The sequence below is a fragment of the Paenibacillus sonchi genome, from assembly GCF_016772475.1.
GTDB classification, from domain to species: Bacteria; Bacillota; Bacilli; order Paenibacillales; family Paenibacillaceae; genus Paenibacillus_AQ; species Paenibacillus_AQ sonchi.
Map to the genome: position 1 here is coordinate 7,067,779 of NZ_CP068595.1, position 17,826 is coordinate 7,085,604.

Annotated in this window: 17 protein-coding genes and 1 pseudogene; 1 reads left to right on the forward strand and 17 read right to left on the reverse strand. The window is 49.6% G+C overall.

The features are described from left to right. Positions 1 to 25: 25 nt before the first annotated feature. The 9 genes from JI735_RS31865 to JI735_RS31905 all read right to left on the reverse strand — a co-directional run bounded on the left by JI735_RS31865 (position 26) and on the right by JI735_RS31905 (position 9,849). Positions 26 to 1,375, reverse strand: coding sequence for a glycoside hydrolase family 30 protein (locus JI735_RS31865; protein ID WP_039834466.1), 1,350 nt, complete (start codon positions 1,373 to 1,375; stop codon positions 26 to 28). 38 nt (positions 1,376 to 1,413) lie between these two features. After that, complete coding sequence (locus JI735_RS31870) at positions 1,414 to 3,051, reverse strand: type 2 periplasmic-binding domain-containing protein (protein WP_202676799.1); 1,638 nt, start codon at positions 3,049 to 3,051, stop codon at positions 1,414 to 1,416. 119 nt (positions 3,052 to 3,170) lie between these two features. Further along, positions 3,171 to 4,058: a carbohydrate ABC transporter permease gene (locus JI735_RS31875; protein ID WP_039834468.1), complete on the reverse strand. Its 888-nt coding sequence runs from the start codon at positions 4,056 to 4,058 to the stop codon at positions 3,171 to 3,173. A gap of 14 nt (positions 4,059 to 4,072) precedes the next feature. After that, positions 4,073 to 5,035 (reverse strand): ABC transporter permease, encoded by a 963-nt coding sequence (locus tag JI735_RS31880; RefSeq protein ID WP_233476537.1) that lies wholly within the window; start codon positions 5,033 to 5,035, stop codon positions 4,073 to 4,075. Between the two features lie 151 nt (positions 5,036 to 5,186). Continuing rightward, positions 5,187 to 6,206, reverse strand: coding sequence for a LacI family DNA-binding transcriptional regulator (locus JI735_RS31885; protein ID WP_020429029.1), 1,020 nt, complete (start codon positions 6,204 to 6,206; stop codon positions 5,187 to 5,189). 157 nt (positions 6,207 to 6,363) lie between these two features. Continuing rightward, positions 6,364 to 6,606, reverse strand: a complete 243-nt coding sequence (locus JI735_RS31890; RefSeq protein ID WP_202677718.1) for a virulence activator alpha C-terminal domain-containing protein — start codon at positions 6,604 to 6,606, stop codon at positions 6,364 to 6,366. Then, the gene (locus JI735_RS31895) at positions 6,534 to 6,929 is read right to left on the reverse strand and encodes a PadR family transcriptional regulator (RefSeq protein WP_202676800.1); all 396 of its coding nucleotides are present in this window, start codon (positions 6,927 to 6,929) and stop codon (positions 6,534 to 6,536) included. Before JI735_RS31895 ends, JI735_RS31890 begins: the two co-directional genes overlap by 73 nt. Before the next feature lie 9 nt (positions 6,930 to 6,938). Continuing rightward, positions 6,939 to 7,661 (reverse strand): 4Fe-4S binding protein, encoded by a 723-nt coding sequence (locus tag JI735_RS31900; RefSeq protein WP_202676802.1) that lies wholly within the window; start codon positions 7,659 to 7,661, stop codon positions 6,939 to 6,941. A gap of 574 nt (positions 7,662 to 8,235) precedes the next feature. Next, a complete protein-coding gene (locus JI735_RS31905; protein ID WP_039834470.1) occupies positions 8,236 to 9,849 on the reverse strand; it encodes a sensor domain-containing diguanylate cyclase in 1,614 nt (537 codons plus the stop codon). A gap of 123 nt (positions 9,850 to 9,972) precedes the next feature. Here JI735_RS31905 and JI735_RS31910 point away from each other — a divergent pair, with 123 nt between their 5' ends. Continuing rightward, positions 9,973 to 11,112, forward strand: coding sequence for a GerAB/ArcD/ProY family transporter (locus tag JI735_RS31910; RefSeq protein WP_202676803.1), 1,140 nt, complete (start codon positions 9,973 to 9,975; stop codon positions 11,110 to 11,112). Positions 11,113 to 11,116: 4 nt separating this feature from the next. Here JI735_RS31910 and JI735_RS31915 read toward each other — a convergent pair whose 3' ends face one another. The 8 genes and pseudogenes from JI735_RS31915 to JI735_RS31950 all read right to left on the reverse strand — a co-directional run bounded on the left by JI735_RS31915 (position 11,117) and on the right by JI735_RS31950 (position 17,820). Continuing rightward, positions 11,117 to 12,343 (reverse strand): Ger(x)C family spore germination protein, encoded by a 1,227-nt coding sequence (locus JI735_RS31915; protein WP_039834472.1) that lies wholly within the window; start codon positions 12,341 to 12,343, stop codon positions 11,117 to 11,119. Further along, positions 12,340 to 13,848 carry a spore germination protein gene (locus JI735_RS31920; RefSeq protein ID WP_051051672.1) on the reverse strand — a complete coding sequence of 503 codons (1,509 nt, stop codon included), beginning with the start codon at positions 13,846 to 13,848 and terminating at the stop codon, positions 12,340 to 12,342. Before JI735_RS31920 ends, JI735_RS31915 begins: the two co-directional genes overlap by 4 nt. Positions 13,849 to 13,877: 29 nt before the next feature. Next, the gene (locus JI735_RS31925) at positions 13,878 to 14,291 is read right to left on the reverse strand and encodes a DMT family transporter (RefSeq protein ID WP_233476143.1); all 414 of its coding nucleotides are present in this window, start codon (positions 14,289 to 14,291) and stop codon (positions 13,878 to 13,880) included. Positions 14,292 to 14,327: 36 nt separating this feature from the next. Beyond that, the gene (locus JI735_RS31930; protein WP_039834474.1) at positions 14,328 to 15,122 is read right to left on the reverse strand and encodes a hypothetical protein; all 795 of its coding nucleotides are present in this window, start codon (positions 15,120 to 15,122) and stop codon (positions 14,328 to 14,330) included. A gap of 15 nt (positions 15,123 to 15,137) precedes the next feature. Continuing rightward, positions 15,138 to 15,629, reverse strand: coding sequence for a hypothetical protein (locus tag JI735_RS31935; protein ID WP_233476144.1), 492 nt, complete (start codon positions 15,627 to 15,629; stop codon positions 15,138 to 15,140). A 40-nt stretch (positions 15,630 to 15,669) separates the two neighbouring features. After that, positions 15,670 to 16,293: a hypothetical protein gene (locus tag JI735_RS31940; protein WP_233476145.1), complete on the reverse strand. Its 624-nt coding sequence runs from the start codon at positions 16,291 to 16,293 to the stop codon at positions 15,670 to 15,672. Continuing rightward, entirely contained in the window at positions 16,290 to 16,895 is a 606-nt protein-coding gene (locus JI735_RS31945) for a pentapeptide repeat-containing protein (protein WP_039834477.1), read from the reverse strand. The genes JI735_RS31940 and JI735_RS31945 overlap by 4 nt, the downstream gene beginning before the upstream one ends. Positions 16,896 to 17,026: 131 nt before the next feature. Beyond that, positions 17,027 to 17,820: pseudogene (locus JI735_RS31950) on the reverse strand (Nif3-like dinuclear metal center hexameric protein). Positions 17,821 to 17,826: the final 6 nt, after the last annotated feature.

Sequence of the window (17,826 nt, forward strand, 5' to 3'; positions counted from 1 at the left end):
TGCCGCTGTTTCTTTTGTGCTCAGATCAGTCTACTCCATTGGGGTGTTTCTTCACCTGAAGTGACACAGCACTTTTGGGTGCCATGCTGAAGGTCAGCAGCTCCTCTCCCGGCAATCTCACCGCCACGATTTCAAGCTTTTCCCCGTCGTTGAACAGGACTGCTCCCACCGATCCGTCCAGGTTGCGGAAGGCAGCGGAAGTAACTGCGGGATGAGTAGAATGGGACTCCAGCCGCAAGGCCTTGGGCCGGATGACTTTGCTGAAATGAGCCAGCGCGTAGTAGTCAAGCGTATACGTTAGCTCCCGGGTCTGCTGGTCGATCCGGACAATACCACGGCAGGTGCTTCTGCCGAAGCCCGGCACCGCCGGCCCGTTCTGCTCATCCAATGCCATATTCCACAGGACAAACGATTTGCTGTGATTGCGCAGAATCTCTATCCCTGTGCGGATCACATTGGAGAAGGCCTGTTCAAAAGGCGGAATCCATTCGCCGCCGGAGCCTTCGGTGAAATGCACTTCTTTATCTTCAAAAACCAACTTCACCCGGGACTGCGCCGAAGCCGTGCCGCCATACCAGTGCCAGGCGACCCCGTCCACCGCTTCTCCGGCAGCCGCAAGCACGGCGAGCGGATAATCCGGCCGGTCCCAGTTGTGGTCATAGCAGAGAATTTTGGCGTTGATCTTATGCTTTACAAACGCAGGCTTCAGGTGCTCCCGAACAAAAATGGCCTGCTCTTCCGGCAGCATAAGCATCCCCGGATAATGATGCGGTTCGAACAGCGGCTCATTCTGCGGAGTGACGGCATAAACAGGAAGCCCGTGCTCGGCGTACGCCTGAATGTATCTGACAAAATAACCGGCATACACTCCGTAATATTCCGGCTTCAGCCTGCCTGTGATCATCGACCCGCTGGTCTTCATCCAGCCCGGCGTGCTCCAGGGCGAAGCCATCAGCTTAACCGCCGGATTCAGCGCCACCGCCTGCTGCAGCAGCGGAATGATGTCCTCTTCATCATGGGCGACAGAGAACCGGTTCAGTTCCATATCGGTTTCCCCTTCAGAGAGATCATTATAGCTGTACACCGTTCTGGCGTAATCCGAGGCGCCCATCGGATTGCGCAAGACGGATAAGCCAATTCCGGCTGCCGGATCGAACAGCCTCTTCATCAGCTCCGTCCTTTGCTCCGGGCTCAGCACCCGGTTGATCAGATACGCCGCCGAATCGGTAAAGGAAGCCCCAAAGCCATCCATCTCCTGGTAGGTCTGACTTTCATCAATGGTAACGGTGACGGTCGCCTGCTCTGAAGCACCTACTTTCTGTTGTTCAGGCGGCTGCTTGATGAACAGCTCGTTTTCGCCTGTGGACCTGTACATGATAAGCTCCTGCAATGTGGTTCCCCTCCCCGCCTGGTTTACTTCAGCCCCAGCTTTTCCTTGTTCTTCTTCATCTTCTCCGTGCGGATTTCTACAATTTTATCCCAGTTGTTATTATCCAGGAAGGTTTTGTAGTCGGCCAGGAGGCTGTCAAAGCTTGCATCATCCTTGGAGCGGAGCATACTGACCATGGTTGTGTTCCACTTGGTGTTGATAGCGCTCAGGGCCCGTGCTTCCGGTGTACCCTGGTCCGGATTGATGTTCTCCAGAATAAAATGCGGCTTCAGCTTGCCTTTGCCCCATTCCTGCATCTGCTTGATGGATTCGGGAAAGGCGTCTTCACTCAGGGCTTTGTCGCGGTCATGCCCGAAGAACATGAATTCGCCCAGCCGGTAATCCTTTTTGAATTTGTCAGCATTGTTTAATTGCAGATCCTTCACCGCAGGCAGCAGCTCTACCTTGCCGTTCGCGTTGACCTGGTAGGTTTCGCCTTCAATACCGTAGTTCATCAGCTTCTGGCCTTCGTCACTGAGCAGGTAGGTGAAGATCTGCATGGCCTTGGCCGGGTCTTTGCATTTCTTGGTAATGAAGCTGATCATCCAGCCGGTAATTCCGGACTGGTTCAGCGTTGGCGCATGGCCCACTGTGCTCTGCGGCCCGTCGATGGCAATATACTCCTTGCCGGGATTCGCACTCATGTAGATCTGCAGATTGCCGCCCTGCTGAGGCGTTCCGTCAAGCAGCATGGTGGCGTATTTGCCGGATTTGACCTTTTCTTCAAAAGCCGTTCCGTCATCGGCAAAGCTGTCATCGCTGATTGCGCCGTCTCTATACACGGCATTTATCGTTTTCAGCCAGGCCAGATAATCCTTATCCAGATTGCGGTTGTAGAATCCGCCTTCTTTGGTTTCCATCGGCACGCCGAGGAAATCCTGCAGCACATCTCCCAGCGAGCCGGTGCCTTCACCGATGGAGTTGAAGCCGAACGGAATCAGCTCCGGAAACCTGGCTTTGATCTGGCCCATCACATTTTTGAACTCTTCCGGCGTGCCGGCCGCAGGGCTTCCGAGCGCTTCATAGACGTCCTTGCGGATCACAAAGGCAGTCTTGGCCGGGATGTTGCCGCTGTCATAATCCGCCTGTGTATTGGAATAGTTCGGATAGCCATAGGTTTTGCCGTCCGCCAGCTGGAACCAGTTCAGCGTATCGGCAGCCGCCACTTTATTGAAGTAAGGGTCATATTTCTCTGCAAGATCATTCAGCGGCAAGGCCCAGGTGGCAGCCTTCTGCACCACCGGCGAGTTGGAATCGAAGATCGTCAGCAAATCCGGCATATCGCCGCCGGCAAAAAACGTATTCAGCTTTGTATCATCCCCGGTGATGAATTTGATATTGATGTTCAGATCCTCTTTGATTTTTTTCGTGACCACATCTTTGCCAAAATCGGTATTCCACCAGTCCGCATTCACGTACCAGGTCAGTTCAGTAGTCTCCTCTTTTTTGTCCAGCTTCCAGGCCGGAGTTTCCGCGTCAACCGTATAGCGGTCATCTGCCGAAGGCAAACCGGCTTTGCCGGAGCTTGCCGAATTGCCGCCGCCACAGCCCTGCATGACGAGTACAGCCGCCATCAGCACCGTGCAGAGCTTGAGTCCTTTTTTACCGAATGCTTTATTCATGTATTAGTCCTCCTCAAAGTTTGTTTTTATATTTCCAACTCGGGTATTATCGTGACTACGGAGAATGTTTGGACTTCACACATTATTGATTACGCTTTCATAAATCCCCCCTGTCACCTCTATTCCTTCACCGCCCCCAGCATCATTCCGGAAATAAAGTACCTTTGCAGTAATGGATATATCACAACAATCGGCAGAGTCGTAATGACAATCGTTGCGAGTTGAACCCCTTTGGTGGTCGTTTCGATAACCGCTGAACCGCCGATGTTCTGCATGGACTGGGTTTGTGACTGGACGATGATTTCGTACAGCTTCATCTGCAGCGGATACAGCGCCTGATTGGTGATGTACAGCTTGGTGGTCATAAAATCATTCCATTGCCCCACCCCGTTGAACAATGCGATGGTTGCCATGGCGGGCATCGACAGCGGGATGAAGATTTTCAGGAAAATGCGCCAGTCGCCTGCACCGTCGATCTTGGCCGATTCCTCCAGGGAATCCGGGACATTGCGGAAGAAGTTCATCAGAATCACGACATCGTAATAACTGAACAGCGCCGGAATAATGTAGACCCAGAAGCTGTTAAGCAGACCCAGCGATTTGATCAGCAGGTAGGTTGGAATCATCCCCCCGGAGAAAAACATCGTAATAACACCCATGGCAACGTAAAGTTTGCGGCCTTTTATGTATCTTTTGCTGAGTCCGTAGCCGATCATCGCGCAGAAAAACACATGGGTAATCACGCCGGCAAAGGTTTTGGAAATGGAGACGAGAAAGGACTGCCAGATCGTGTTGTCATTGAACACTGACCGGTAATTTTCCAGGGAAAATTCCTTGGACCAAAAGATGAATCCGCCTTCGGCGAGCGCCTTGCCTGAGCTGAGGGAGGAGATGATCACGTTCCAGAGCGGAACCACAATCACTACCGTTACGAGAAACAGCACAATGATATTAATGGCATCAAAGATCCTGCTGTCGACATCCTCTTTAACCACTTTTCGATTCACGGCGAATGCCTCCTTTACAGCACAGATTGATTGTCATTTAATTTGCTGGTGATCTTGTTCGCGGCGACCAGCAGGATCACGGAAACGATGGAGACTCCGAGTCCGACAGCGGTTGCATAAGAGAAATCACCCTGCGTCATCCCCATCCGGTATACATAGGAGTTGATGACCTCGGCCTTCTCCCGGTTCTGGGAGTTCATGAGCACCAGTGTCTGATCCAGATTAGAGCCCAATAAACCGCTTACAGTAAGGATCAGATTTAAGCTGATGATCATTTTCATATTGGGCAGCGTAATATTCCAAATCTGTCTGATCCGGCTCGCACCGTCGATTCTGGCCGCTTCATAATACGTCGGATCAATCTTGGACATCACCGCCAGATACAGAATCGTTCCCCAGCCGGCCTCTTTCCAAATATCCGACAACGTGGCGATCCACCAGTATTTCCCCGCATCCAGCAGAATGTTGGACGGCTTCGAGATCAGCCCCAGTTCGAGCAGCAGCTGATTGAACAACCCTGAGGTTGAGAACCAGGTAATCAGCATGCCCCCCAGCACGATCCAGGACAAAAAATGGGGCAGATACGAGATGGTTTGCACTATTTTTTTGAAGCGTCCCCTGTTCAATTCGTAGATCATAATCCCCAGGATAATCGGAATGACGAACCCGATGGCCAGCTTCAGGAAGCTGATGCCCAGCGTATTTATAACCGAGTCCCAAAAATATTTGTCGGACAGGATGATTCTGAAATTATCCAGACCCACCCACGGGGCCGAGGACAGCGTATCGATGACCGTGTAATTTTTGAAAGCGATAGTCAAGCCGTAAATGGGAATGTAGCAAAAAACAATCATAAAAATAATGCCCGGTATCACCATCGACTGAATTTCCCATTGCCTTCTGAAATCCGTCACCCATTCCTTAATCCTTTGCCCCATAGGCCTTTTACCCATTTGCTGCAGTGCCGGTGAAGGCATCAGGTTCAGTTTATCCACGTTCATCACTCTCCCCAACAGCATCCCAAACCAATAAAAACGTTTTTATTATTGGCAAAAAAAATCCCCTCCTAGCATGATTACAAGTGGAACGGCTTGCCGTCCTGTTAAGGACGGTGCCGTGCCCAGTGCCTTATATCCGCTCATTCCGGCCTAACTTCACATGGCTTGAGCCTCTGACGATAAGCTCACCTTTCAGTTTCTGCGCATTGCCCTGCTCCTGCTTCTGTATCATGCGGACCAGATGGTCGATGGCCAATATCCCCTGCCGGGCGATCTGATTCCGCACTGTCGTTAACGGAGGTGAATAGTACTGCGCGATATCAATATCATCGAAGCCGACCACGCTGATATCGTCCGGGACCTCGTAGCCATGGGCCTTGAGCGCTTGGATGCAGCCGATCGCACTAAGGTCATTGCCCGCCAGAAAAGCATCCGGAAGCTTCTCGGGCTGCGCCCGGATGAAGGATTTTACCACGTTATAGGTACTCTCCTCCTCGAAATATCCCTGCAAAATATACTCCTCGCTCACCGGCAGACCGTACTGGCGCAAGGCCGCCAGGTACCCCTCCCTGCGCTGTACGCTGTCAAACATCGTATCCACGCCGGAGATGTAGGCGATTTTCTTATGCCCCAGCCCGATTAAATACTTGGTCGCTTCATAACCGGCCTCAAAGGAGTCAAAAATAATGCTGCCCATGTTCTCGTTCTCCAGCACCCGGTCCAGAAACACCGCTTTGATCTTTTCCTTGTTCATCGCTTGAATGTCTTTGTCGCCGATGCCCAGCTCTTCATAAATAATGACGCCGTCCACACGCCTGCCGAGGATATTGCTCATCACAACCTGCTTATCCTTCGTGACAAATACGTTCAGCCCGTACCCCAGACGGTCGCACTGCCGGGACATAGCCTCCACTAGCTTATAAAAATAGGGGCCAGCCACACTTGTTGTAAAAAAGCCCAGCATCATGGTTTTGCCTGACTTCAGCTGTTTGCCGTTCAGGTTAGGGACGTAATTCAGCCGCTGCGCCACCTTAAGCACATGCGATTTGGTCTCCGGATTCAGCACATCCACATCATTTAACGCATTCGATACGGTTGAGATCGAAACCCCGGCCTCCCTGGCAACATCCCGGATTGTAATTTTTCCCATCTTCATTTATCCTTCACTATAAAAACGTTTTTATAGATTATAAAGTAACATAAAACCGTTTTCAGCACAATAGTTTTTCTTGTGAAGGCGGACGCTGCCGCTCCCGGTTCCAAACTTCCCCTCCATACCTCGCACCTGTTTGAACAATATTTCAATATCATTGCTCCAGTTCCCCGTTTGATGCACCGGCCAGCAGCGCCTTAGCCTCGTCCGCCCAGTCCAGATAAGCCTTGTAGACATGCTCCCCGAACAGGACAGTCAGATAAAAGTACAGATGATCCTTGTCGGTATGGAGAACACGCTCCAGATTGCCTTTGAACATCTGAATCAGCTGAAAATTCTGTATATGCCGTTCCTTGAAGTCTTCAATCCGCGCAAGATTGCTCTCATCCGGAACCAGGCTTCCGAAAAAAGCTTAAGCAAAATCTCATATTTCGTATACTCCTTCTGCTCAGGAAGCATAACCCACTCCTTCAGCAGCTCCCGCCCTTTGTCCGTGATGGAATAAATGTTTTTCTCAGGACCTTTGGAGCCGGTGCCCTTATGTTTGATTACCAGCTCTTCGGCAACCAGCTTCGCCAGGGTGGGATAAATCTGTCCATAACCTACTTCCCAAAAACCGCTGATCATCACATCAATCTTTTTTTTAATATCATATCCGCTAAGGTCCTCATGGTTCAGCAGGCCCAATATGATGTAAACCGTAGTATTTTCCTTCGGCATAATTTTTCCTTAAGCTCCCTCCGTATAGCTGCTTTTGGCAGCAGAATGCTTCTGCGCACCGAAGCCTACCCGGAGCACCTGCTTCGGACACACCGCCTCGCAGCTGCCGCACAGAATACATTCATTGCTGTTCATGTCCCTGTTCTGCACCATTTCATTGACCTTCAGGCTCATCGGGCAGGCTCTGTCGCATTTCTTGCAGCTGATGCAATCCTCGGTTTTCGCCTCCAGGTGCAGTGAGGGGTAACCCAGCCTGTTCTTGAGGCTATTGCCCAAGACCATGAACGGGGCCATCCAGCAGAGCGAATGGCAGAAGGAACGGCGACCGAAGATCAGGGACACACTGACTATTAATAATACGACAGCAAAGTACGTAATGAAAGCCGGAGGGGCAGAAACTGAAATTCCATGGTCAGTAAAATAAACCGGGTTGACGTCTTTAATCCCGCCAGCAGTCACAAATCCGGCCAGTATAGACAGAACCCACGGCAGCCAAATCAGATATTTGATGAGGTTCTGCCTTGATCCCGCAGGTTTATTCACGACCTGGCTGCAGGTATCCTGCAACCCTCCTGCCGGACACACCCAGCTGCAAAAGGCTCTGCCAAACCATAAGGAAGAGCCAAAAAGTGCGGCAAACAGCAAAAAGCTTCCGGTGGCAATACCGGCAAAACTGCCTTGGATAATCAGATAAGGGGAGAAATAGTTCAAGGTTACCGGAAACAGCAGCATTGACAACAGAAGGAGGGTCTTTCGGAGCGTTTGCTTACGCATGCTTCATCACATTCCATTCTTTTTAGAATAAAGGCGTTCCTTACTGAGCGGGATGTATATCATGATGATATAGTTTATGGTATCAAGTTGATATATTCGCTGTCAATGAGCTTTTTGTCATTTCTGATTGCTTAGAAGCTTGCTGAAGCATTTATCCGTTGGTTAGACTCAGCAGCCGCTGTTTATGTAAAATAAAAAGAGCCAGCCTGCCAATTACGGCAGCCGGCTTTTGGTTGATGTGCTCTCCCGGTCCTTCCGGACACTTTTGGGCTCGGCAGCAAGGCTGAAGTGGAAAAAGTGAACTTAAATCCTCCCCATCCCGCTACTCCGCAGGCATTAGTGGGAAAAAGGACACTTAATCTGGCCGATTCTCACCCTCCCGGGCGAATTCGCTTAAATTAGGTTCCCTTTTTCCCACTATTTCTTCTACAGGAAGCTTTCTAGCCAATTTAAGTGTACAAATTCCCGCTAATCCCCGCTAGTACCGCTGAAAGGGCAGCCTCCTTATCCCGCCAATGTTCCACGCAAGTGGTTATGCCGATGGGGCAGCCGGGTTGTCCTCCGCGACCATCGTTCTGTTTCTTCCGTTGCTCTTGGCACGGTATAGCGCCTGATCCGCTTTCTTCAGCAGCTCCGCCTGCTCTGAAGCATGCTGCGGATAGTGGGCGATGCCCTGCGATACAGTAACTTGCGTGGGAATCGGCCCCTTCCTCTGCTCCAGCGCCCGGCGGACTCTTTCCGCCACATTGAAGGCTTCGGCCGGACGGGTGCGTGCCAGCAGAATGACAAATTCTTCACCGCCAAAACGGTGGCACACATCATCCGGGCGAAGCGAGGAGACGATCACTCCGGCCACATGCTTCAGCACCTCATCACCGGTGACATGGCCATAGGTATCGTTCACGAACTTGAACCGGTCCACATCCAGCACAATCAGTGAAAATGGAATCCCTGAGGCAATCCACTGGCTCAAGGTATATTCCAGCGACCTCCGGTTCTTCAGCCCGGTCAACGTATCGGTCGCTGCCTCCTGTGTCAGTTGATCCGTCTGCTTCTGGATGTCCGCTACCGCTAAAAACACAGCCTTCGTCAGCAAATCGGCCTCCCGGCTCCAGTGCGGCTTGACCGGCGGAAGCACTATCCTTTCCTTGCCCATCTTGCTGACCAAATCGGCCAGATAGGCAAACGGCCGAGCCAGTCTGTGGGCTACAAGAATCACAGCGCTCAGCAGAATAATGAACGGAATCAGGGAATACGCGATAATGGTCTGAATATGGCCGATCAGCTGCTGACGGATCAGCGCCACCGGTGAAACGACCACAATTCCCCAGCCGCTCTCTGGAACACTGGAGTATCCGGCGAGCAGTTCATTTCCATTAAGGTTGCGGACCTGCTGTTCCCCGCTTTGCCCCTTCATCAGCTTCTGCACAACCTCGTTGCCGCTGACATCATTCCCGAAGAGGCGCTTGTCCGGGTGATACAGCAAATGTCCGCCGGAATCCACAATATAATAATAAGATCCAAAATCGTCCACTTTGTTATTTCCAAAAATACTGGACAGAACGTTATTCTCCTGCAGATAAATGGTACCACCCAGTATACCAAGATATGTACCGTCATTGCTGAAGATCGGCTGACTCAGGAACACGATTAGCCTATTGGTGTTCTTTGTCATATAAGGAGCAGAAGTGTACGGCTGTTTGAGCTCCAACGCTTCTTTAGCCGCTTGAGAAGTGATATGTTTGCCCGCAGTCCCTATTGAGGTGGGTTCCACGTTGCGGACCAGCCCGTCTTTGCCAATAACAACAATGGAATTAAAATAATTGCTGCTGTTACGCATCAACTCCAATTGATGCCCCACTTGCTCAGGTGTCATACCGTCCACCTTGGAAAGCATCTGTGCATTATGTGCCAGGCTGCCGCGTATGGATTGAAATAAGGAGTCCATGGTCCTCGCCATGCGGTCGGCATTGGAGAAATTCAGGTGGAGCGTTGTTTCCATCAACGATTGTTTTTTGGAGTCATAAGAACCCACCATAATTATAGTTGTGGTTAGCAGAACCACCAGCGTTACAAGGCCTGTAAAAAGCGATGTTAGACTGAGCTTTTTACCTTGACGCAGCCCGGCCTTTCTCTGTATATGCAAACTATTACCCTCCTTGATTCTGGAAAACGGCTTAGTTCCATAATACAACAAACCATAATGTTATTCGACAATAAATGAGCATATTTCCTCATTTCGCTCCTAATGGTTTGCCGCAGCCTTCCGATGGAAATAATCATACTGACGGCATGCGAAATCAGATTATATGGAGCGGATACTGTGCAAAAAATCTCTGCCTATCAGTTATTTACCATAACCTTTATTTTTCAGTTGGGGACTACGATTATTTTTGGCTTTGGGGGTACAGCCGGCCGGGAGGCGTGGATCGCCGAACTGATTTCCTGTTCTCTGGGGGTAATCATCATTCTGATCTATACTACTTTAATGCGGATGAATCCGGGGTTATCTCTTGTGGAGTGGTTTCCTGCACAATTGGGCCGCTGGATCGGCACACCCATAGCATTTTTATACCCTCTATTGTTTCTGTATACTGTAGGACGCATTGTTGCGGATATTAGAGATATGGTTTCAACAACCATTTTAAACAATACACCGCTGCTCCTGATCACAGGGCTGTTTGTCATCATCATCGCCTATTGCGTATATGGCGGCGCTCAGATCATTGCCCGGCTGGGAGAAATATTTTTTCCCATTGTTATCCTCATCTTTAGTATTGAGATTATCCTGCTTTTCAGCTCCGGGGTCATGCATATCACGAATATAGAGCCTGTGCTGGAACACGGATGGGGGCCCATCTGGAACGTGGTCTATCCAGCCGGTATCACTCAACCCTTTGGGGAGACGCTGGCTCTTGCCATGATCTGGCCTCTATCCAAAACCCCCTCAAAAGTGATGAAGATAACGGTTCTCTCCACTTTGCTGTCAGGAATCATGATAGCCTGTCTAGATATATTTGTGATTTCCGTTTTTGGGGGCGTCTTTTCGCGTTTCCTGTATCCCCTCTACACCTTATTAAGTTTAATCAGTGTCGGAAAGTTTATTGAAAACCTGCAGATGTTTGGCGTGCTTTATTTTTTAATGACGGCATTATTGAAAGGTGCCATTTATATGTATGCCGCGCTGAAAGGGGTCCAGCAATTGACGAAGTTAAAGAGCTACCATGCACTTATGATCCCCGGATGCATCATCGCTTTGCTGCTGGGAATGACAATGTCACAAAACATCGCTGAACACATTTATTATCATCATTTTAAAATACTGGTTCCCTATGTGTGGGTCCCCTTGTTTATTATCCTGCCAACGGCCCTGCTTCTGGTTGCCTGGTTCCGGCAACTCAAGAAATGAAACTTCACCGTTTTATTTCGTCATCCATCAAATGCACCGATGGCCCTGTTACACCTATCCGCCGGACCTTCAAATCTGCTTTTACAAATACTTCAGCTTTCGAAAACTCCAGATCCCAGTTATTCTTCAAGGATTTCCATTGTGATGGAATTTTATTGTGAATGACATCCCCGAATCCAAAGACATCTGTCCCATACTTTTTTTGCACTTTGGTAATGGTTTGAAGAACCGATTCTTCAATATGTTTGTTGAATGTGTCCTGCAGCAGGTTTACATTGCCCGGTTGTGTCAGGTCCAGACGTGCATTGTTTTCACGGATGTCTCCTTGCCCCGTTAACGTGACAAAGATTTTTATCTGGTTTCCGCGGATTACAGGCTGAATCTTGCTGCCCGGATTATTCACATCCATACTGGCGTTTCCTTTTTGATCCGGAATTTGGGTTGAAATCGTCAGCTTCTGCAATTTTCCGGTTACCCATCGCAAGATGCGGGCATCTGATGTTTTCAAGAATCCCACCAGTTTCAGATCCTGATCAAAAATCCCAGCTCCTGAAATACGGAAGCCTTCTGCATCAACATTTTCGGATGAATCCTGCTGCTCTCCTTCCTGTGATAAACCCGTGTTCAAGCCGCTTACAAGGACAGGGACGGTCGGACTGCTTCCTTTGCTGCTTGCAGATACCAGAAAATTTATAAACCCCATCTCCATAAGCGTTCCGATCTGGTCATATTCCCCTAAAGCCCCGAGACCGGGTATGGTTTCCAGCGGATACGATATGTTCAAAAACTCCCTCGCCGTACTTCCCTTGACAACAAACAGATCGGTCCGCAGCTTGAGGTTCGGATCCCGGGTATAGGTATCTAGTACATCCTTAATTCCGTGTCTGGCCAATGACTCTCCAATTACAATGACCCGCCGGTGGCCGCGGAATACCCGCCGGGAAAGCTTGGTCTGCATCTTCTGCACGGCATCCAGCGTGTTCATGCCGGAGCTGGTTACGACAAAAAAGGGTTTTCCCTGACCCGCTCCAGCTTTACCGTCGCCTTGTCCGCTGCTGATTTTTGACGGAACAATGACCTGAGCACTAATCATTACGTCATCGTCCTGCCCTTTGTCGATCCCCCAAGCAAGTTCAATGGCAAGTTCGTTCACCTCTGTACTGTCCCAGCAACCTGAGGTAAATATAAGAGAGAGGAGCAGGCAGGAAGAAACGATCCGTTTTTTATTCATTGATCTCCCCTCTTTCGATTCGGATTAGGCTGCTGGCCTTTGGGGATACGTCTTTTGTTTGCCCCGGAGACGTAAGCCGGGCGCACATTCATGCTCCATCGGGGTGCGCGGACAAATACATCCTTCAAGCCCCGGAGGGTTTGTGGAGCGACCGGACTCATATACGGAACACCAAATGAACTTAGACCCAGAAGATGTATGATCATAATGAATAATCCGCAGATAATACCGTATAAACCCAGCACCCCCGCCAAAATCAGCATAGGAAACCGGAGCATCCGGTACGCAGTCCCAAAATTGTATCGCGGAATAGCAAATGAGGAGATCCCCGTTACGGCAACCACAATTACCACAGGGGCAGATACGATGCCTGCTTGCACAGCAGCTTGTCCAATGACAAGTGCCCCGACAATACTAACAGCCGAACCGATGGCTTTTGGCAGACGAATCCCCGCTTCACGGAGCCCCTCGAACATAAATTCCATCAATAAGGTCTCAACAAATGTTGGAAAAGGGACGCCTTCCCTGGAACTGGCAATACTGATGAGCAGGTTGGTTGGAATGAGCTGCTGATGGAAGGTTGAAAGCGCAACATACAAAGACGGCAGCAGCAATGACATATTGACCAGGGAATAGCGGATGAACCGGATGAAGGTTGTATAGATTGACCGCTCGTAATAGTCCTCAACCGCCTGTAGTCCAGTCCAAAAATTCATCGGAACGATCAGTACAAAAGGAGTATTATCTACCATAATCGCAATTTTGCCCTCCAGCAGACTTGCGCTTACGACGTCAGGGCGTTCAGTATTTTGAATTTGCGGAAAAGGAGACCAAGGGACATCTTCGATAAATTCTTCAATAAAATCCGATTCCATGACTCCGTCAATCTGGATTTGCCTGATTCGATTACGTACTTCCTCCAGGACGGTATCCGAGGCAACTCCATGAATATAAGCAATTATGACTTCCGTCTGAGAAAATTGACCCACTGTAACGGATTCCATTTTCAGCTCCACACTGCGGATTCGTCTGCGGATCAGGCTGGTGTTGGTTCGTAAGGTTTCTGTGAAGCCGTCTCTCGGTCCACGGACAGTTACCTCAGCCTCCGGTTCTTCAACCCCGCGTTTTTCAGATCTTTTGAGACTTGCAACTAAAACCTGCTTTTCTCCCTCAACCAATATGGCGATATTCGCCTTTAATATTCCATCGGTTACCTCATTTAGCGTAGAAACCGTCTGAACCTTTGCAATGGCTACAAGCTGCTGTTGAATGATTTCTCCCGGCGTGTAAGCGTGGTTCAACCCGTCAGTATTCTTATCAAACAGGATGGGTTGCAGCACAACCTTTTCCAGGGTTTGTGTATCGGTCAATCCATCTATGTAAACCAAAAGGACTCTCGGATCGACGTTGAATGTCCGAAATACGATATCGGAACAATCCTGAAAAATTTCTCTAAGCGTCTGTTCATTCTTTGCGAGGTCAGTGCTCAATTCGGTAAAACGCATAGTTACCCTCCATCTTTTTCAAAAGATGCCTAATCTAAATTCCCAATGCTTATCGCAGAGAACTGCTTTAAGATTTGGATTGCCTTATGCGAATCGCCTTGTTCGCAATGAATAATCAGCATGACTACGGCTTTTGTATCTGACGCTTTATGGTTCAGTCTTTTTCCTCCCATAAGAAAGAGGATCAAGCTTGCGCACACCCCTGCCGCCAATCCGATAAGTCCCCACAGAATAGGCCCCCACCTCAGTTCAAAACCGAAAGAAGCCCCTAATACTGCAAAGATGGTGCCCAGAATTGCAGCCATATCGATTACGCCAACTCCCTCGGCCCGGCAGATGGAATCGGACAGGCTTATGCTGCGCGTTGTCGGTTCCATTGGAACAGCAGCTATGCTCTCTCTGCCGAACCCGTCCTGTTCCAAAGCCAGAATTGCCAATTCCACATACACAGAGGACTCAAAAGAAGAGAACACATGCAATTAAGATCCCTCATTTCCTTTCGATTCAAACAGCTTATAGCTCCGGGGTTGAACATGTTCCCGGAGAAATCGAAACTGCTCTTGCTCGTACAATTTGTTATGCTGGACTGCTATTTTGTACGACTCATAAGCCGCAAAACAAAAGATAGACGGATAGTAACAGATCCATTCGGGATCAAGTACAGCCTGCGCTTGCCCAAAGGAACCGTTAATCATATATATACAGGCTTCAACAAGATGTGAATAATAAGAAATGAAGGTACAGCACACGAAGAGAAATGAACCGCTCAGCAATTTATGCAAATATAGATGGCCCAATCCCGGGAATAACAAGGACCAGACCAGAGCGACCTCCGGCAGCCGCTTATCCAGCATATTCAGGCTCACCCCATTCATCTTGAATAGCGTTATGGGCGCAGCCTCACGTTCAGCCAGCAAGCAATGCTTGTTCAGATCGGCCGTTTTGCGGGAACTGTCCCATATGCAGTAAATGTAGACGGGAATATACAGAAGCACCCATCTTGGGTTCAGTACGCCTTTCGCGATATCAAACCTTCCATTAAAGGAATAAACCATCGCTTTGTTAATCCCTGCACCGTTATTAATCACGATTTCCCAAACGATGAACATAAACCCCTTCAAATAATATCCCAGGCTCAGATGGCCCAAACCGGGAAAAGCCGCCGACCACCACGCCACAACCCAAGGGTTCCTTAAATAGATATGGTTGTTATTGTATATCGCCATATAGCTGTTATACCTGCGGATATGCTTTGCTTCTGTCTTATGCTCCACCTGGATTGCCCCCGCTTAGTATGTCTTTTTAACCTCTTCCCTGCGGCTCCTCTGCCACCGGTTCCGTGCAAATGCCATACGGTACAAGATAAGTTGAATACTTATCAGAAACAAGTAGATGGGGAAGGAATAACCGGAATGGTAGCCGTGTTTGTAATGGTACACTCCAGCCTTAAAGGCCAGCCATTCGAGCCCGACAGACACCGCCGCCCAGAAGAGAATATACGCAACCGTCATCAGTTCGGACATCCGCAACCGCTCATAACCGTAAATGAACAAATACCCAAACGGCGAATACATCAGATAAGTAAATAAATCAAACAGCTGGTAGGTGGACTGGTCCCCCAAATCATAAAAATCAAACGGCGGCAGCCCGATCGCATGGTCGATAATGTGCCCGAAGGTAATGCCAACAAGCAGATTAAAGGTTGTTTGGGCGGGGAAAATCGCCGGGGCAACAACCAGACCACCGCGAAACCCACTACAATAATCCCGATGATGAACCACTCATTCCCGTTAAAATGATTGTCATAGACGATTTTCTTCATCAGCGCATCCACCCTTCTTTTGAAGCCATTCGTTGAAAGAGACGCCCCATCAGCAAAGCATAGATCATTAAGGCTATAATCATCACCGCCTCCAAAACGAAGTTCCACCCCGTATAGATAAGTACGGAGTTCCAACTTAGCATCGCTCCAGCGAACATTTGGAAGAGAAAAGCATAGACCGATATTCCCCAGCGGATACTGGCTTTGGAGGTAGTTAAAAACACATTAGCGAAGGTAAGAAGAACGAATGCATCGGTGATGTCATTGTGTATGGCCATGGACAGGTAGTGAGGGATGCTGTTTATATTGATTTGGAGCAGCTTTAGATTGTAAGTCAAAACCGTTATTTTGTTAGTCAGCATAATTTCAATAACCATAAGCAGAAGAAAGTTGGCGGCCAGCGGCAGCTTACTCGGCAGGCAGACCATGACCCCAATACAGAACCACGCAAACACGAAAAATATGATGACGACCAACGTAAAATGCCTTCCCTTCTCTGTCAAGCTTTGACTTCTAATTTTCCCCATACGCATGTGGCTTATGCACGAAAAAAGAAGAGCGGAGGCCGATGGACCCCACTCTTCTTTCTCCTTCTGATATGCTGCTCCCTGATCCGGACTCAATCTATCTTCGCTCCATAGGAGCGCAGGAACAGGACAGCCTGCTCCATATCCATCCGGACGCCGGTAACATCCAAAGCTTTCAAATTCATCCCATCCAGCTTGGCTCCCCGCAGATCGGCCCCCTTCAGCTTGGCTTTGCTCAGCGTTACCCGCGTCAAATCACAGTCCCGCAAATCAGCCTTCGTCAGATCACTCTCCGAAAGATCCGCTTCATGGAAACGGACCCCGCGCAAATCCTGCTTTCCGAGCTTGGCATGCCGCAAATTCGTATACGACCAGTCACCCTGGCTTAACGTAATGCCGTCTATCTGAGCGCCCGAGAAGTCCGAGCCGGTCATTTTGCAGGAGATAAATTTGGTGACGAAGAGATTGGCACCGCTGAATTTACAATTTTCGAACGCGGATTCAGTGTGGATTGAAGCATTCAGGGCAGCGCCTTTAAAATCACATTCTATGAAACGGCAATGGCTGGTATCGATTTCTTCCATTGAGGTATTCATGAACGTACAGTTTGTAAACGTGCAGCGGATCAGCTCCCCATAACGTAAATCATGCCCGTCAAAACGGACATCCACAAATTCCCGGTCGTTGTACTGATACATATGATTCCTCCGATAATAGAAAGTTCAACACATCCTTAATTTTAACATATGCATGTCAAGTACATTTACCAGTTTGTGGCATGCTGCAGAGGCCCTCCCCGCTCTTTTTGCCTCCAAAGAGGTTTCGATCATTATAGAACCCGGAACACCGGCGGGTCTGCAATAAAATGAACCGGCACACCGGGAAACTGCTCAGACAACAGCCCGGCCAGATGTTTCATACCGGGTGCTTCGCTTTCTGCATGGCCCAGCATGATCAGAGCCTTATTCCGGCCCTGACGGGCAGCGTCCCGTATGTACTCCGGTGTCTCCCATTCCGGTCCTTCCCCGGCGATGATGACATCCAGGGAATCTTGATCATACAAGGGGATTGCCGTGGAGCCGCCCCCTCTGTAGCCAACGAGTACCCCAACTCTTGCACAGGAAGCGGACAGATTTCCCGCAACCCGCACATAGGGAATGTGCAGCCGCCGTTTCAAATGCTCCGCGATTTCTTCAACCTTCATCTCAGGAAGGGTCAGAATGGAAACCGCCGGCCGGTGCTCGGCCACATATTCCTGCCAGCCTAACTCCCGGATAAGCCCGTCCACGATTCCATCCGGTGTGTAGCGGTGCAGATAATCATGGAAACGGTAAATCCCGAGGTCCGAGCCTGCGATCAGTTCCGCTTTTTGCTTATACACCGGGTCCTGCTCCAGCTCAGGCCCATGCTTCTGGTGGCTGTAAAATACACCTTCGTGCGTGATAATCAGGTTTGCTCCAAGCGCTATGGCCTGTTCGATAACAGCCTGTGAGGCCGAAAAAGCCGTAACAACCCCCCGTACCGGGGTCTCCGGGACCCCGGCTCCAGCTTGTCCACGGTCTGTTCCGGCCCGGCGGTTCCTGCTGTCAGGTGACCGATGAGTTGTCCGAACGTAAGCATGATCATATC

What these genes read in the sequence shown, in the direction of transcription:
- JI735_RS31870 (WP_202676799.1), bottom strand. Translation starts at nt 3,051, where the DNA reads ATGAATAAAGCATTCGGTAAAAAAGGACTCAAGCTCTGCACGGTGCTG.
- JI735_RS31915 (WP_039834472.1), bottom strand. Translation starts at nt 12,343, where the DNA reads ATGAATAAAAAACGGATCGTTTCTTCCTGCCTGCTCCTCTCTCTTATA.
- JI735_RS31910 (WP_202676803.1), top strand. Translation starts at nt 9,973, where the DNA reads ATGGAAATAATCATACTGACGGCATGCGAAATCAGATTATATGGAGCG.
- JI735_RS31865 (WP_039834466.1), bottom strand. Translation starts at nt 1,375, where the DNA reads ATGTACAGGTCCACAGGCGAAAACGAGCTGTTCATCAAGCAGCCGCCT.
- JI735_RS31895 (WP_202676800.1), bottom strand. Translation starts at nt 6,929, where the DNA reads ATGCCGAAGGAAAATACTACGGTTTACATCATATTGGGCCTGCTGAAC.
- JI735_RS31900 (WP_202676802.1), bottom strand. Translation starts at nt 7,661, where the DNA reads ATGCTGCTGTTTCCGGTAACCTTGAACTATTTCTCCCCTTATCTGATT.
- JI735_RS31920 (WP_051051672.1), bottom strand. Translation starts at nt 13,848, where the DNA reads ATGCGTTTTACCGAATTGAGCACTGACCTCGCAAAGAATGAACAGACG.
- JI735_RS31885 (WP_020429029.1), bottom strand. Translation starts at nt 6,206, where the DNA reads ATGGGAAAAATTACAATCCGGGATGTTGCCAGGGAGGCCGGGGTTTCG.
- JI735_RS31945 (WP_039834477.1), bottom strand. Translation starts at nt 16,895, where the DNA reads ATGTATCAGTACAACGACCGGGAATTTGTGGATGTCCGTTTTGACGGG.
- JI735_RS31880 (WP_233476537.1), bottom strand. Translation starts at nt 5,035, where the DNA reads ATGCCTTCACCGGCACTGCAGCAAATGGGTAAAAGGCCTATGGGGCAA.